At 51.7% G+C, this 14,462-nt stretch carries 14 protein-coding genes and 2 tRNA genes; 10 read left to right on the plus strand and 6 right to left on the minus strand.

Translation table 11 applies throughout. From position 1 onward, the window contains the following. Positions 1 to 59 precede the first annotated feature (59 nt). From LKE53_01730 to LKE53_01745, 4 genes are all read right to left on the minus strand, one after another. The gene (locus LKE53_01730; protein ID MCH3971485.1) at positions 60 to 863 is read right to left on the minus strand and encodes a TatD family hydrolase; all 804 of its coding nucleotides are present in this window, start codon (positions 861 to 863) and stop codon (positions 60 to 62) included. Between the two features lie 81 nt (positions 864 to 944). After that, entirely contained in the window at positions 945 to 1,514 is a 570-nt protein-coding gene (locus tag LKE53_01735; GenBank protein ID MCH3971486.1) for a GNAT family N-acetyltransferase, read from the minus strand. A gap of 10 nt (positions 1,515 to 1,524) precedes the next feature. Further along, positions 1,525 to 3,471 (minus strand): methionine--tRNA ligase, encoded by a 1,947-nt coding sequence (gene metG / locus LKE53_01740; GenBank protein MCH3971487.1) that lies wholly within the window; start codon positions 3,469 to 3,471, stop codon positions 1,525 to 1,527. A gap of 178 nt (positions 3,472 to 3,649) precedes the next feature. Beyond that, positions 3,650 to 5,032, minus strand: a complete 1,383-nt coding sequence (locus LKE53_01745; protein MCH3971488.1) for an LCP family protein — start codon at positions 5,030 to 5,032, stop codon at positions 3,650 to 3,652. Between the two features lie 360 nt (positions 5,033 to 5,392). Between LKE53_01745 and LKE53_01750 the strand changes: the two genes are divergently transcribed. The 7 genes from LKE53_01750 to LKE53_01780 all read left to right on the plus strand — a co-directional run bounded on the left by LKE53_01750 (position 5,393) and on the right by LKE53_01780 (position 9,355). Continuing rightward, complete coding sequence (locus LKE53_01750; protein MCH3971489.1) at positions 5,393 to 5,758, plus strand: hypothetical protein; 366 nt, start codon at positions 5,393 to 5,395, stop codon at positions 5,756 to 5,758. A 164-nt stretch (positions 5,759 to 5,922) separates the two neighbouring features. After that, a complete protein-coding gene (locus tag LKE53_01755) occupies positions 5,923 to 6,237 on the plus strand; it encodes a YbjQ family protein (GenBank protein ID MCH3971490.1) in 315 nt (104 codons plus the stop codon). A 277-nt stretch (positions 6,238 to 6,514) separates the two neighbouring features. Continuing rightward, positions 6,515 to 7,312, plus strand: a complete 798-nt coding sequence (locus LKE53_01760) for a lysophospholipase (GenBank protein ID MCH3971491.1) — start codon at positions 6,515 to 6,517, stop codon at positions 7,310 to 7,312. A 138-nt stretch (positions 7,313 to 7,450) separates the two neighbouring features. Beyond that, positions 7,451 to 7,539, plus strand: a tRNA-Ser gene (locus tag LKE53_01765). Between the two features lie 50 nt (positions 7,540 to 7,589). After that, positions 7,590 to 7,679, plus strand: a tRNA-Ser gene (locus tag LKE53_01770). A gap of 310 nt (positions 7,680 to 7,989) precedes the next feature. Continuing rightward, complete coding sequence (locus LKE53_01775; GenBank protein MCH3971492.1) at positions 7,990 to 9,096, plus strand: DUF362 domain-containing protein; 1,107 nt, start codon at positions 7,990 to 7,992, stop codon at positions 9,094 to 9,096. 37 nt (positions 9,097 to 9,133) lie between these two features. After that, positions 9,134 to 9,355, plus strand: coding sequence for an aspartate dehydrogenase (locus tag LKE53_01780; protein MCH3971493.1), 222 nt, complete (start codon positions 9,134 to 9,136; stop codon positions 9,353 to 9,355). Here the strand turns inward: LKE53_01780 and gluQRS are convergent. Further along, positions 9,352 to 10,356, minus strand: a complete 1,005-nt coding sequence (gene gluQRS, locus LKE53_01785; protein ID MCH3971494.1) for a tRNA glutamyl-Q(34) synthetase GluQRS — start codon at positions 10,354 to 10,356, stop codon at positions 9,352 to 9,354. The genes LKE53_01780 and gluQRS overlap by 4 nt on opposite strands. A 123-nt stretch (positions 10,357 to 10,479) precedes the next feature. On the opposite strand from gluQRS, the gene LKE53_01790 reads away from it, so the two are divergent. The 3 genes from LKE53_01790 to LKE53_01800 are packed head-to-tail and all read left to right on the plus strand — an operon-like array spanning position 10,480 to position 13,749. Next, positions 10,480 to 11,613: an aldo/keto reductase gene (locus LKE53_01790; GenBank protein MCH3971495.1), complete on the plus strand. Its 1,134-nt coding sequence runs from the start codon at positions 10,480 to 10,482 to the stop codon at positions 11,611 to 11,613. A 42-nt stretch (positions 11,614 to 11,655) separates the two neighbouring features. After that, entirely contained in the window at positions 11,656 to 13,149 is a 1,494-nt protein-coding gene (locus LKE53_01795) for an FAD-dependent oxidoreductase (protein ID MCH3971496.1), read from the plus strand. A gap of 24 nt (positions 13,150 to 13,173) precedes the next feature. After that, positions 13,174 to 13,749 carry a nitroreductase family protein gene (locus tag LKE53_01800; GenBank protein MCH3971497.1) on the plus strand — a complete coding sequence of 192 codons (576 nt, stop codon included), beginning with the start codon at positions 13,174 to 13,176 and terminating at the stop codon, positions 13,747 to 13,749. An 85-nt stretch (positions 13,750 to 13,834) separates the two neighbouring features. Here the strand turns inward: LKE53_01800 and LKE53_01805 are convergent, their stop codons facing one another. Continuing rightward, positions 13,835 to 14,287 (minus strand): Lrp/AsnC family transcriptional regulator, encoded by a 453-nt coding sequence (locus tag LKE53_01805; GenBank protein ID MCH3971498.1) that lies wholly within the window; start codon positions 14,285 to 14,287, stop codon positions 13,835 to 13,837. Positions 14,288 to 14,462 lie beyond the last annotated feature (175 nt).

Raw genomic sequence — 14,462 nt, forward strand, 5'->3', positions numbered from 1 at the left:
CCGTTTTGGTTTGCAGCAGTGCTTTTGATTTTGTATGGAAAAGATAGATAAAAAACGTATTAAACAGCCGGCGCAACGGAATCAGAAACTGCAAACAGGCGTTTCGCATTTTCACAGCCGGCGTCCAATACTTTCTGAGTGGAAATGCCGCGCACAGCGGCAATGACCTTTGCAGAGTAAGGAATCATGGTAGAGTCGCAGCGTGCCCCTCGCAGTGGAACCGGCGCCATGTAGGGGCAGTCTGTTTCGTTCAGCAGACGGTCCAGCGGCACTGCTTCTGCAACACGCAGCGGCATCTTTGCGTTTTTAAATGTCACTGCGCCGCCCAGCCCAATGTACATGCCCAGCTTTAAGATTTCCTGCATTGTTTCGACACTGCCCGAAAAGCAGTGAACAACACCCTGCGGCCGATACTGCTGCAGCAGTTTCAGGGCATCTGCATGTGCATCGCGGTCGTGTACAATGACAGGCAGTTTGTATTTGGCAGCCAGCTGCAGCTGTGCAGCAAAGGCGGCTTTCTGTACATCACGCGGCGGGTTGCCGGCAAAATGGTAATCCAAGCCGATTTCACCGACGGCGACGATTTGGTTTTCTTCTTTTTTCTGCAGAAGCTTTTCCAGCTGCTGAAGCCAGTTTTCCGGTGAAGCGCCGACTTCTTCCGGGTGAATCCCGACCGCTGCGTGAATGTAGGGATACTTTTGTGCAAGCTCGACTGCGGCCCTGCACCCCGCCAAAGTGGCGCCGCAGTCAATGACATGGCAGACACCCTGCTGCGGCAGGGTCTGCAGCAGCACGGAGCGGTCGGGGTCAAAGGCGGTATCGTCGTAATGTGCGTGACTGTCAAAAATATGATGATAGGTCAAAACAAGGACCCTCCTCTGTAAAAAGCAGGGCTGCTGAAGCCGAACCCAGCAGCCCTGAAACATTTCTTTTAAAGTTTGCCGTCAGCCGCGGCCCATGGCTTGCCACTCTGAGCGCAGAATAGACCACAAAACAACATCGACTAGGCGGCCCTGATTATTTTGGTGATACTGCCGCAGGATTCCTTCACGGCGCATGCCGCTTTTTTGCATGACTTTGCCGGAAGCAGGATTCTGTGTATTGTGAAAAGCCTGTATCCGGTTATACCCGCCTTTCGAAAACAAAAAATCTTCCATGGCTGTCAGAGCTTCTGTCATAATCCCATGTCCCCACAGACGGCGTGTCAGGCAGTAGCCGGCGGTTGCACATAAATTTGTGCGGTCCTGTTCGACAGCGTCAATGCAGCCAATGGGTTCATCGGTGTGTTTGTCAGCAATGCACCAGCGGTAAGTTTCTGGTTTTGCGTACAGCATGACCCATACGCATAAAAGCCTCTCACTTTCCGCTGCAGAATGGTGCGGCTGCCAAGTGAGATAGCGCGTTACCTGCGGGTCGTTGGCCCAGTTGCAGTACATGGCAGGGGCATCTTCAATCGTAAAGCGCCGCAAAAGCAGACGCTTTGTTTCGATGTCCTGTGTGCCGATGTGGTTCATAAAAATCTCCTTACCGAATTTTGCTGCCGGCAGGTACATTTTCCAAAAAGACTACTTTAACGTCATTTTCGCCGGCGTCTGCCGCCAGAATCATGCCCTGGCTCTCTACGCCACACAGCTTGGCGGGCTTTAGATTTGCCACCAGCACAACCGTTTTGCCGATTAAATCTTCTGGTTTGTACCACTGCGAAATCCCGCTGCACACAGTGCGCGGGGTGCCTGTGCCGTCATCTAAAGTTAACTTCAAAAGCTTTTTTGCGCGCTTGATTTTTTCGCAGTCCATAATTTTAGCGGCGCGCAGTTCCACTTTTGCGAAGTCATCAATACCGATCTGCGCAATGCCTGCCAGCTCTTCTTTTACTTTGTTTTCCTGAGAGGCGGCTGGGTTGGGGATCAGTTTGTTAAGTTCTTCAATTTCCTTTTCCACATCAATACGTGGGAATAAAGGGCTGCCTTTCTTTACGGTGCAGCCGGCAGGGAAGCGGCCAAAGCTGCCCGCACGGGCATAGGTGCAGTCTGCAGCGGAAAGGCCGAGCTGTTCCTGTATTTTAGGTGCAGTATCGGGCATAAAGGGGGCCAGCAAAATAGAAATGATGCGCAGTGCTTCGCACAGATGGTCCATTACAGCGGCAAGACGTGCTTTTTTGGCTTCCTCTTTACCCAAAGCCCATGGCTCTGTTTCATCAATATATTTATTGGTGCGTGCGATAAAGCGCCAGATCTCTTCCAGTGCTTTGCTGAATTGATAGGCATCAATATCCGTGTCACACTTGCCGCGCAGGGCATTCCCCATTGCTTCCAGTTCACCGTCGGGGTCAGCGGTTTCCTGTTCCTGCGGAATGCTTCCAGCAAAGTATTTCTGTACCATGGCAGTAGTGCGTGAAAGCAAGTTCCCCAGGTCGTTGGCAAGGTCAGAGTTAATACGGTTGATCAGCGCTTCATTGGTAAACAGGCCGTCACTGCCAAAAGGAATTTCGCGTAGCAGGAAGTACCGAATAGCGTCTACGCCGTAGCGCTCGCACAAAATATACGGGTCAACCACGTTGCCCTTGCTTTTGCTCATTTTGGTGCCGTCGCCGAAAAGCAGCCAGCCGTGGCCGTATACCTGCTTTGGCAGCGGTAAATCGAGTGCCATCAGCATGGCAGGCCAGATAATTGTGTGGAAACGGACAATTTCCTTGCCGACAAAGTGCACATCGGCAGGCCAGTATTTTTTAAAATCACTGTCGTCATCGCTGCCGTATCCCAAAGCTGTGATGTAGTTCGGCAGGGCGTCCATCCAGACATAGACCGTGTGCTTAGGGTCAAAGTCTACAGGAATGCCCCACTTGACACTGGTGCGCGAAACGCACAGGTCCTGCAGGCCTTGGTTAATGAACGAAATCATTTCGTTTTTGCGGCTTTCCGGCTGTATAAAATCGGGATGATCTTTGTACAGCTGCAGCAGACGGTCGGCGTACTTGGAAAGACGGAAGAAATAGGCTTCTTCTTCTGCCCACTTTACCTCACGGCCGCAGTCAGGGCATTTGCCGTCTTTCAGCTGTGTTTCCGTCCAGAAAGATTCACAGTCGGTACAGTACCAGCCGGTGTATTTGCCTTTGTAGATTTCGCCCTTGTCGTGCAGCTGACGAAAAATTTTCTGTACGCCTTTTACATGGTAGCTGTCGGTAGTACGGATAAAGCGGTCGTTTGAAATATTCAGCAGTTTCCACAGGTCTTTAAAGACCTTGGTCGTGCCGTCAACATATTCCTTTGGAGTAATGCCGGCAGCGGCCGCTTTCTGCTCAATCTTTTGTCCATGCTCATCTGTGCCGGTCAGGAACATAACATCGTAGCCCTGCATTCGCTTGTACCGGGCAATCGCGTCGCTGGCCACGGTGCAGTAGCTGTGGCCGATGTGCGGTTTGCCAGAAGGGTAGTAAATGGGCGTTGTGATGTAAAAAGTCTTTTTCTCCATGTTTCTGCCTCCACTTGAGTTTTGAACAAATTTGCTTTTTTATTATACACGCATTCTGCGGGGATTACAATTCTGCTTTTGCTTTCTTTTTGCCGCTTTTGCGGCAGAAAAAAACCGGGCGGCTGCTTTCGGTTTGCGGAAAGACAGCGGCCCGGCAGTCTGTACGGTTTCGGTACAGTTAATTTGTACTGCTGGTTTCATAAATAAACTGCCGCAGCAGAGTGCAGTTTTTCTCCATATCAGCCACTTCCACCCAGCCGGCTGAGCGCAGCGTTTCGCCCTTAAAGGTGCCGTCTGCAGGAATCTGCTGTGTCTGCTGCTTTGAGAAAAGCAGCGGCAGGCTGGTTATGCAGATGCCGGCCAGTTTGTTGGCGGGTATGTTTGTCCACATCAGCGGCAGAAACTTATTGAGGGTAGAGGTTAGCTTAATCGGGCCGGAAAGCGCAAGCTTTTTCATCAGCTGGCCAATCACTTCACGCTGACGCTGAGCGCGGCCGTAGTCGTTGCCGTAGTTGCGGATACGGGTATAGTACAGGGCCTGTACACCCTTTAAGTTGTATTTGCCGGGCGTAAAATGGGTTGCCAGGTTTTTGTTGAATTCCGTACATAGGCCCTGGTCCAGGGTTACATCAATGCCGCCCACGTCATTAATAATGGTTGCGAAAGAATCAAAGTCCACTGCCATGTACATATCAATTTTAATACGGTAATTGTTTTCCAGCGTCTGCATTGTCATGGCCGCGCCGCCGTAGGCAAAGGCGGCATTCAGCTTCTGCCGGCTGTGGTTGGGGATTTCTACATAAGTATCGCGCAAAAAAGAAGTCATCTTGATTTTATTGTGTACGTGGTCGAGCGAAAGCAGAATCAGCGAGTCACTGCGGCGAGCCCCGCCGCCGGAGTCCTGGTCCATGCCGATCAAAAGGATGTTGGTGACCCACGGACTGGACATGACATTCCACGTCGGCGCATGTTCTGGTGTGCGCACATAGGTCGTTTGGCTTACTTTGTTGTGTGTGCGGTCCATGTGTGAAAACAGCGCGGTCAGCCACGCACAAGAGACGACCAGCAGCGCCAGCAGAATGCAGACAATGTTGCGTACAACGTGGTGCTTGTGGCGCTTTGGGCGCTGCCGATAGCCGCTGTTATTATAGTTATTGTTATAATGATTGTAATTGCGGCTGCGATTGTTGTTACCGTTATCATAGTTGTTTCCCCGCGGCGCGGCAGAGCGGCGCGAGTCTACGGCTGCTGCACGGTCATCGGGGTCAAAGCCATCGTGGTAGCGTACCTGTGTAGGCCGTGTGCGGCGGGTATTGGCGTGCCGGCGCCGGTCGCTGTATGAAGAAACATCTACCATCGGCTCTCCCTGCTGTGCACGGCGGGAAGAGTGCGAGTAAACATCGCGCTCACTGCCTCTGCCGCGCTGGGAGCTGCTGGAAGGATTCTGCCGCGGCGTTTTGTGCCGCCCAGAATCCTGCGGAGTATATGCCATAAAATAAGCCTCGTTTTCTGTAAAAATAGCGTTCATCTTCATTTTAGCGGGCGGCATGACAGTTGTCAAGTTATGTAAACTTTCTGTAACCGAGGACTTTCCTGTTTCCTCTTCTGCAAAAATGTGCTAAACTATCTACAAGAAACAGTCTGTGTAAAAAAGCGCATTTCAGGAAGAAAGGAACTTTGCCATGCAGGAAAAGAAACGAAAGATGCTTGTTCGCGTGGTTGCACTGGTGTGCGCTGCGCTCATTGCAGTCAGTGCCTTGGCGGCGGCGTTTCTATAAAAAGAAAAGCGGCAGGGCAGGCCCCAGAAGCTCAAAAGCTTTTGGGGCTTTCGTTTTGCAAGTTTTTGTTTTGCTTTTCTCTTTTGTATGATAGAATCATAATAAGAATTGTAACGTGCGCAGTCGGAAAAGGGGGCAGGGCAGTGGCTTGGGGGATTTTGGCGGCAGCGGCCTTTTTGATTTCGGCAGTCAAGTTTTTGACAAAGCGCCTGCCCTGCCCGAAACTGGATACCGCCGCAAGAAAGCTGCATCCATTTTCCAGCGTGGCGCTGTACTTGTTTGCAGTCATTCACCCGATTGTGGTTTGGCACCTGCATGTACGGCTGCCGGCAGTCGTGGCTGTTTTCGGCTTCTTGATGCTGGCCGGCATTTCAGTGACCCTGCTCAGCCATATCTTCGCAAAAAAGCTTGGCAGGCACTGGCTTCCACTTCACCGGGCGGCTTCAGTGGAAATTTGTGTTTGTCTGGTTTTTCATGTTTTCTTTCAGGCCAGCGGGATATGCGCCTAAGCCAGCATAGAATACGGTTTGCAACAAAAATTATGAACATGTGATGCATCTGCCTGATTTTTATATATAGAAAGTTATCCACAGTGCAGTGGAAAAATAAAATGCCTGTCGTATGGGCTGCTGAAAGACAGTCTGCTTTTTGATAAATAAAGGAGTGTATGGAAATGATACTAGTAAACACAGATTACATTACAGGAAAAGAGCTGCAGATGCTGAGCCTTGTCAAAGGTTCTACCATTCAGTGTAAAAATGTCGGCCGCGATATTTCACAGGGCTTTAAAACTTTGGTGGGCGGCGAGCTGAAAGCCTATACCTCCATGATGAACGACGCCCGTGAAATTGCGCTGCAGCGTATGATTGCAGATGCGGAAAAATTGGGAGCGGATGCGGTCGTCAACGTGCGCTTTGCTTCCTCTTCCATCATGCAGGGGGCGGCAGAAGTCATTGCTTATGGAACGGCAGTAAAGTTTAAGGAATAAAACAAAAGAATAACAGAGGCCTTTGCCCTAAAAAAGGGGGCAGGGCCTCTTTTCTTTTTATAAAAGAAAGAAACACCTTTTCTCTGCTTTTCCAGTTGACAGGCGGGCAGTGTGTGTTTATAATAAGATAAGCAAAAATACACATAATTTTGCATTAGTATGCTAAAAAGATAGGCAATCTAACGGCAACTGCTTTTCAGCAGAAAACTTGTGCGGCACCCGGTTCCCGCTTTGCTTCCCGGGTACAGCGCAAAAAAGTGGGAGGTATGGGTTTATTATGTATATCAAATCTTTTGACGATACCAAGCTGTTTTTAAACAAAGAAACCGCGCCGGAGGATAAATGCGTTTGTGTTATTGTGCACGGCTTGGCAGAGCACCAGGGACGCTACGATTATCTTGCACAGAAGTTCCACCAAAACGGCATTGGTACATACCGCTTTGACCTGCGCGGCCACGGCCGCAGCGACGGCGAGCGCGCCTACTACGCATGCTACCAGGATATGCTGAAAGATGTCGATACCGTTGTGGAAATGGCCCTTACGGAAAACCCGAAAAAGCCGGTCTTTCTGCTGGGGCACTCTATGGGCGGCTTTGCGGTTGCGCTTTACGGTGCGGCTTACCCGAATAAGCGCCTGGCGGGGCTGATTACTAATGGCGCAGTGACGCGCGACAATGCACATCTGCTCAGCGGCGTGCCGGAGGGGGCAGACCCGCATCAGCGGATTCCCAATCAAATGGGTGACGGCGTCTGCTCGGTGCGCGCGGTTGTCGACTGGTACCAAAAAGACCCCTATAACTGCATGACTTTTACCGCCGGTATCTGCATGGCAATTCGGGACGGCATCAGTTGGTTTGCAAAGCATGGGTCTGACTTTTACTATCCGGTGCTGATGATGCACGGCGAAAAAGACGGCCTGGTCAGCGTGAAAGATACACAGGAATTTTTCGGTATGATTAGTTCGGAAGACAAGCAGATGAAAATCTATGGAAAACTTTTCCACGAAGTTTTCAATGAGTACCGCCGCGATGAAGCAATCAGCGATGTGATACACTGGATTAACAACCGCATTTAAAGTTCTGCTTTGGCCGCGGGCCGCTTGTGCTGCCCGCGGCTTTGTGTTGCCAAAAGCCAAAAAAGCAAAAAAACACTTGACAGAAGCAATGTAGATATGATACTATAACTTACGCACTTGTACTGCTGTTACTGCTGTGGAGAGGTGTCCGAGTGGTTTATGGAGCTGGTCTTGAAAACCAGTGATCCCGAAAGGGACCAAGAGTTCGAATCTCTTCCTCTCCGCCATCGAAAATTAGTGTAATAAATTGAATTATATTTTTTAGAGATTCACCCATGGAGAAATACCCAAGTGGTGAAGGGGCTCCCCTGCTAAGGGAGTAGGTCGGGAAACTGGCGCGAGGGTTCAAATCCCTCTTTCTCCGCCAAAAGGCTGAAACCCCGCATGAATGCTAGATTTCTAGTATCCGTGCGGGGCTTCTTTTTGCTTTCAAAAGGTACTTTTACCAGCCGTACCAAAACAATTCTGCTGCGTTGCAGGGGAAGTGCTGTGTAAGGTTTTTTCCACAGCCTTTTCTGTACTCTCTGCAGCCAATTCCCTCGTACGGGTGCGAAAAATTGTGCCTGCATTTTTGACCATTGGTTTCAGTTTTGTTTATAGTATTTTAAAAAAGGCAGTGTTATAATGTAGGCAGAAAAGACAGCTTTTAATTTCATGTGTAAACAGGAGGACGGCTTATGGAACCATCTAAAGTATATTGGACGGATATGCACGTAACCCTGCAGGAGAATCTGCTGCAGAAGCTTCAGCGGCTTTTAAAAGCGGCCGGTATCGAGCAGATTGATTTTCAAAATAAATTTGCTGCCATTAAGCTTCACTTTGGCGAACCGGGCAACCTGGCTTTTCTGCGGCCGAATTATGCGAAAGTGGTCGCAGATACCGTCCGTAAATTGGGCGGCAAGCCGTTTTTAACCGACTGCAACACGCTGTACGTCGGCGGGCGCAAAAATGCGCTGGACCACTTAGACTCAGCAAATCTAAATGGTTTTTCCCCTGCAACGACCGGCTGTCAGTTGATAATTGCCGACGGCCTCAAGGGCACAGACGAAGAATTGGTGCCTGTGCAGGGCGGGGAATACGTCAAAGAGGCGAAAATCGGCCAGGCTGTTATGGATGCCGATGTCATTATTTCACTTACACATTTTAAGGTGCACGAGGCGACCGGCATTGGCGGCACCCTGAAAAATATCGGCATGGGGTGCGGGTCGCGCGCTGGAAAAATGGAGATGCACAGCAGTGGCAAGCCGCATGTGGACCACAGCAAATGTGTCGGCTGCGGTTCCTGCCGAAAAAACTGTGCGCACAGCGCCATCACCATTACAGATCGAAAAGCGACAATCGACCACAGCAAATGTGTTGGGTGCGGCCGGTGTATCGGGGCCTGCCCCATGGACGCGGTCCTGCCTGCTTCGGACGAATCAAACGATATTCTCAATAAGAAGATTGTTGAATATTCTTATGCGGTGCTGCACGACCGCCCGCAGTTCCATATCAGCTTGATTGTAGATGTTTCGCCAAACTGCGACTGCCACGCGGAAAATGACCTGCCGATTATTCCAAATGTTGGTATGTTTGCCTCCTTTGACCCGGTTGCGCTGGACCTCGCCTGCGCACGTGCGGTCAACAGCCAGCCGGTCGTACCGGGCAGCCTGCTCGACAAGAGCAGCGAGACCTGCGGCGATTACTTTACTGCGCTGCACCCGACGACCAACTGGAAAACGATGATTGAGCACGGGGTGAAAATGGGCCTTGGCAGCAGCGACTATGAACTGATCCGCGTATAAGCAGCAGTACAGAATCTGCAAAAAAGAGGTGCGCTGAATGTTTGGACGGAAAAAGCCAAAGCAGCCCCTGCCTTTTGACCGCACAAAGCAGCGCCCAGTCATTCGGGCCTCAATCTGTACCGGTGAGCGGGTCGCGGGCTTTCGCAATCTGCAGACGGGCAAATTTGAGGGCGTTTTGCTGCTGCGCAGCCCCGCCGACAAGGAACGCTTTCTGCAGATGTACGGTCTGGCTGCTGAAGAAGTGAAAACAGAGTACTAGCGTCGGCTGGCCTGCCGCGGCAGAGTGGAATCCCACTGCTGCAGCGGTGCTTCATACCATGCTTTCGGTACGCGAATGTCTTCTTTGGGCACTTTGTCCCAGGAAAACAGTGGTAGCAGTTCCCGTGGCGTCAGCGGACGCGGCGCGGGCAGCTGTCCGCACAGGTATGCCAAGAGCCCCACTAATGGCCGGGCATCCGGCAGGTCTTGCCGCAGGGACTGCAGGCTGAGGTCGTGGTCGCGTTTGGAAAGGCGGCGGCCGTCCGGTGCAAGCAGCATGGGAATGTGCCGGTAAAGGGGTGCCGGATCGTTTAAAAGCCAGTAAAGATACAGCTGCCGCGCGGTTGAAGAGAGCAGGTCCTGCCCACGCACCACTTCGGTGACCCCCATGCGGCTGTCGTCGACAACGACTGCCAGCTGATAGGCAAAGACGCCGTCAGAGCGGCGCACCAAAAAGTCCCCGCATTCCCGTGCGAGGTTTTCACGGTGCAGGCCCAGACGGCCATCTGTAAAGGAAACTGTTTCGTCGGGGACCCGCAGCCGAACAGCAGGGGAACGCTTTTTTGACAGCCGCTTTACATCTTCTGCCGAAAGGGAGCGGCACCGGCCACTGTAAATGACCTGTCCGTCGGAAAGATGTGGTGCACTGGCTGCGTGCAGCTGCGCCCGCGAGCAAAAGCAGGGATAGAGCAGCCCCTGCTGCTTCAGTTTCTGCAGGGCCTTTTCGTACAGTGGCGCGCATTCGCTCTGGTAATAGGGCCCGTGCGGCCCGCCTTTACTGCCGCCCTCGTCCCAATCTATGCCAAGCCAAAGCAGGTCGTCTTCCAGCAGCTTTGCGTAGCTGCGGGGACAGCGCATGGCGTCTAAATCTTCTATCCGCAGTACAAAGCGGCCGCCTTGTGCGCGCGCTGAAAGCCACGCGAGCAGGGCACACAGTACGTTGCCCAAGTGCATACGGCCGCTTGGGGTCGGTGCAAAGCGTCCGCAGACTGTTTCATTCATGTTTTATCGCATCCAGTTTCTATTACAATTCTTTCTTTTATTATAATGCCGCCTGTACAAAAAGCAAATTGCACAGCTGGCGAAAAGCCCAATATAGTTTATTGAGAAAACGGAGGAACCGGAATGATTTCCAGAGGATATCGCAACACGGACGCCAAACCTTCTCTGCTGGGGTTTGGCTGTATGCGCCTGCCGCGCCTGAAGCCCGATCAGCCGCAGATTGATAAGGTGCTTGCGCAGAAAATGATCGATTACGCTTACCGAAACGGGGTCAATTATTTTGATACCGCCTTTATGTACCATGATGGCCTTTCCGAGGCATTTATCGGGCAGGCGCTCAGTAAATATCCGCGCGAAAGCTATTTTTTGGCCGACAAAATGCCCGCGTGGAATATGACGGATGAGTCTCAGGTAGACGAAACGTTTCAGACACAGCTGGTGCGCTGCGGAGTCGATTACTTTGATTTTTACCTGTGCCACGGGCTGGATGCTCGTGTATGGGAAAACTTTAAAAGATTTCATATTCTCTCGTACTTAAAGCAGAAAAAAGCAGAGGGGAAAATCCGCCGGCTCGGGTTTTCGTTTCATGACTCTCCTGCGGTTCTCAAAGAGATTCTTTCAGTGTACGACTGGGACTTCGCGCAGATTCAGTTGAATTATTTTGACTGGCAGGCGCAGGACGCCAAGGGGCAGTATGAGCTTTTGGCACAGCACGGTATTCCGGTTGTTGTGATGGAGCCGGTGCGCGGCGGTTCCCTGGCCACCCTTTGCCCGGATGCAGAAAAGGTGCTGAAAACAGCCGAGCCGCAGGCAAGCCTTGCCTCGTGGGCCATTCGTTTTGCGGCCTCTCAGCCAGGGGTTATGACCGTGCTGAGCGGTATGAGCACTGCAGAGCAGGTAAAAGACAACGTGCAGACTATGCTGCATTTTCAGCCGCTGAGTGGCAAAGAGCGCGATGCGCTGTCGCAGGCAGTTCAGCTTTACCGGCAGTACCTGACCATTCCCTGCACCGGCTGCCGCTACTGTATGGAGTGTCCTTCCGGCGTATCTATTCCAGAGATATTTAAAATGTATAATCAGTTTTCTGTTTCGCACCAGGAAGTAGAGTTTATGAAAGCCTATGAGTCACTGGATGATACCCAGCGCGCATCGGCTTGCGTTGGCTGTGGCCGCTGTGCCGAGCACTGCCCGCAGCATATCAATATTCCGAAAAAAATGAAAGAAATCTCTGCGGCTGCTGAAAAAATGCTTTCGTAACCATTCACAGTAAAAGATTTAGCAGCAGAGGGAGGCGGCCTGTTGAGAGGACAAAAACGGATAGCCATTATCGGTGGTGGCATTGCCGGTCTTTCTGCCGGCATTTATGCACAGCTGCATGGATTTCGTACAACCATTTATGAAAAAAACTCAAAACCGGGCGGGGCCTGCATGGGCTTTCTCAATGCAGGGGTTCCGGTAGAGCCTGCTATACGCTTTTTGGCGGGCACTAAGGAAGGCACGCCGCTGTACCGCTGCTGGTGTGAAACCGGCGCTTTGGGCAGCACCTTGTTTGTCACACCAGACAGTTTCTTTACACTGGAGAGTTCCGGCACTTCCGTAAATTTTGGTCAGGATATAGAGGCTTTTGAGCAGGATGCGGCAGAGATCAGCCCGGAAGATGCGGAAACCATTCGGCGCTTTTGCAGTGAAGTGCAGACAGTACAGGCATACGAACTGCCTGCAGAGTGCCCGGCAGATTTGCTGCCGCCGTTTAGAACTTTTCGAACGGGTTCAGCGGGGGAGGCTGGCAAACTGCTGGCACGGCTGCAGACTGTTTCTCTGGCTGATTTTTCAGAGCAGCTGCATCATCCGGCGCTTTCCTGTGCGTTTCAGCAGGTAATGCCGGCCGGCAGCACTTTAGCGCAGCTTGTTTTATACTATGCCAAGTTCCTTTCCGGTGAACTTGCGGTGCCGGTGGGCGGCTCTGCCGGTATTATACAGCGCATGGTCGACTGTTACCTTGCCAATGACGGGGAACTGCAGCTGAATGCGCCTGTTAAGGAAATTATTGCTGCAAACCGCGCCGCGCGCGGTGTAGCGCTGGTGGGCGGCGAACATCTGCTGACCCACTGGGTTATTGCGGCGTGTGACCCGGCATATACCTGCCGGGTACTGCTGCAGGACCGCTATGGTTTGGAAAAGAAGCTGCAGGCGCGGTACTGTGCACCTGAAAAGTATACAACGAATTCGCTTGTGCGCCTTTTCTTTTCTGTTCCAGTGCAGACAGTGCCGCTGGCACGCACATTTTCCTTTGAGACCGGCGTGATTCCTGCGGCTGGCGAGGGAATTGACCGGCTGACGATGACACAGTTTGCCGATGACCCTACGTTTGTGCACAGCGGCCGCACGGTTTTGGCAGTGGATATTCCCATGCCGGGCCGGCAGGCTTTTCGCTACTGGGAATCGCTTGCGCAGAAGCCCCGGGCATACCAGACGGAAATCGACGGAATTGCGGCCAGTGTACAGCAGGAGCTCGAAAAATATTTTCCTGAAATGCTGGGGCAGGCAGTCTTTCTCAGCTGCCGCACCCCCATCGACTATGCCCGGCAGAGCAATGTGTACCAGGGCTCATGCACGGCATTTATTCCGACTGCACAGGCAAAACCGGCAGCTTTTACTGGCCGCCTGCCAGGGCTTGACCACTTGCTTTTGGCTGGCCAGTGGCTGGGGCCGCACGCCGGAATGCACACAGCACTGGTGCAGGGCAAATTTGCCGTGCAGCGCATTTGTCATGATGAACATTTGACATGGTGATTTTTTATATAGGAGGAATGCAGGATGATTCGTGACTTGGTGGAAAAAAGCAGAAGCTGGCGTGGCTATGACGAAAGCCGCAAAGTTTCCAGAGAAGAACTGCTGCAGCTGGTAGACTGTGCCCGGCTGACCCCGTCGAGTGTAAACCGGCAGCCGCTGCGGTATTACTTAGCCTGTACGCCGGAGCAGACGGCGAAGATTCAGCCGCTCACCCATTGGGCACGTGCACTACAGCCGATGCAGTTGCCACACCCGGGCCACTGCCCGCCTGCTTTTATTGTGATTTGTCAGGACACAAACGTGGATCCCTCTTTGGAGCGCTACCAGAAAGATGTGGGAATCGTTGCCCAGACCATGCTGCTGGCGGCTACCGAAAAAGGCCTTGGCGGCTGCATGATCAATAACTTTAGTCCCAAAGAAATGACAGATGCTTTGCAGCTAAAGGCAAACCTTGTTCCGATGCTGGTAGTCGCCATTGGCAAACCCGACGAAACCATTGTGTTGACCGATGTCAAGAATGGCAGTACCAGCTATTATCGCGACGAAAATGACGTGCATTACGTACCGAAACGCAGCCTTTCTGATCTTGTGATTGACTAAAAAAAGAAGCGCATGTTTTTGCAGCAGGGAGCTCCCTGTACAGAACATGCGCTACTTTTTGCTTTCTTTATGTACTTCAATTTCCTTAATTTCCGGCAAGTTCGGTGTTCACCACGACACCACGCGCCTCTACCGGAGTCGAGAACACAATTTGTGTAGAGGTCGCACCAAAATGCTGCAGCTGGCCGATGAAGGTGTCCAGTTCTGAGGTGCTGGGGTATGCAACTTTGATAAGCATAGAGTAGGCACCGGTCACGCAGTCACATTCCAGCACATTGCGGCACTGGCGGATAAAGGGGTAAAACTCTGATTTTTGGTTTGGAGTCATCTGCAGGTTGATAAAGGCTTTAATATGATACCCAAGTTTAATAGGGTCCAGCTGGGCGCGATAGCCCTGAATGATTCCCTGATTCTCTAATTTTTCGATTCTTGCGGAAATAGCCGGTGCAGAAAGAAAGACCTTTTTGGTCAGTGCCTTAATTGGTACCCGGGCGTCTTCCTGCAGGCTTTCCAAAAGAGCAGCGTCAATTTTATCCAAACGAAATCATCTCACTTTGTTAAACAAAATCGGTGTGCGGCGGAGAAAATGCAGCGCTTCCGTCTGACTTAATAAAAAACGGCGCGCAGCCCAAAAAGGGCGCGCACCGTTGCGTTCTGTATTCTATTATGAAACAAACAATACAAAAAAGCAAGCTTTTTTATGCCATTTACGA

The organism is Oscillospiraceae bacterium (assembly GCA_022483045.1).
Lineage (GTDB): Bacteria > Bacillota > Clostridia > Oscillospirales > Acutalibacteraceae > Caproicibacterium.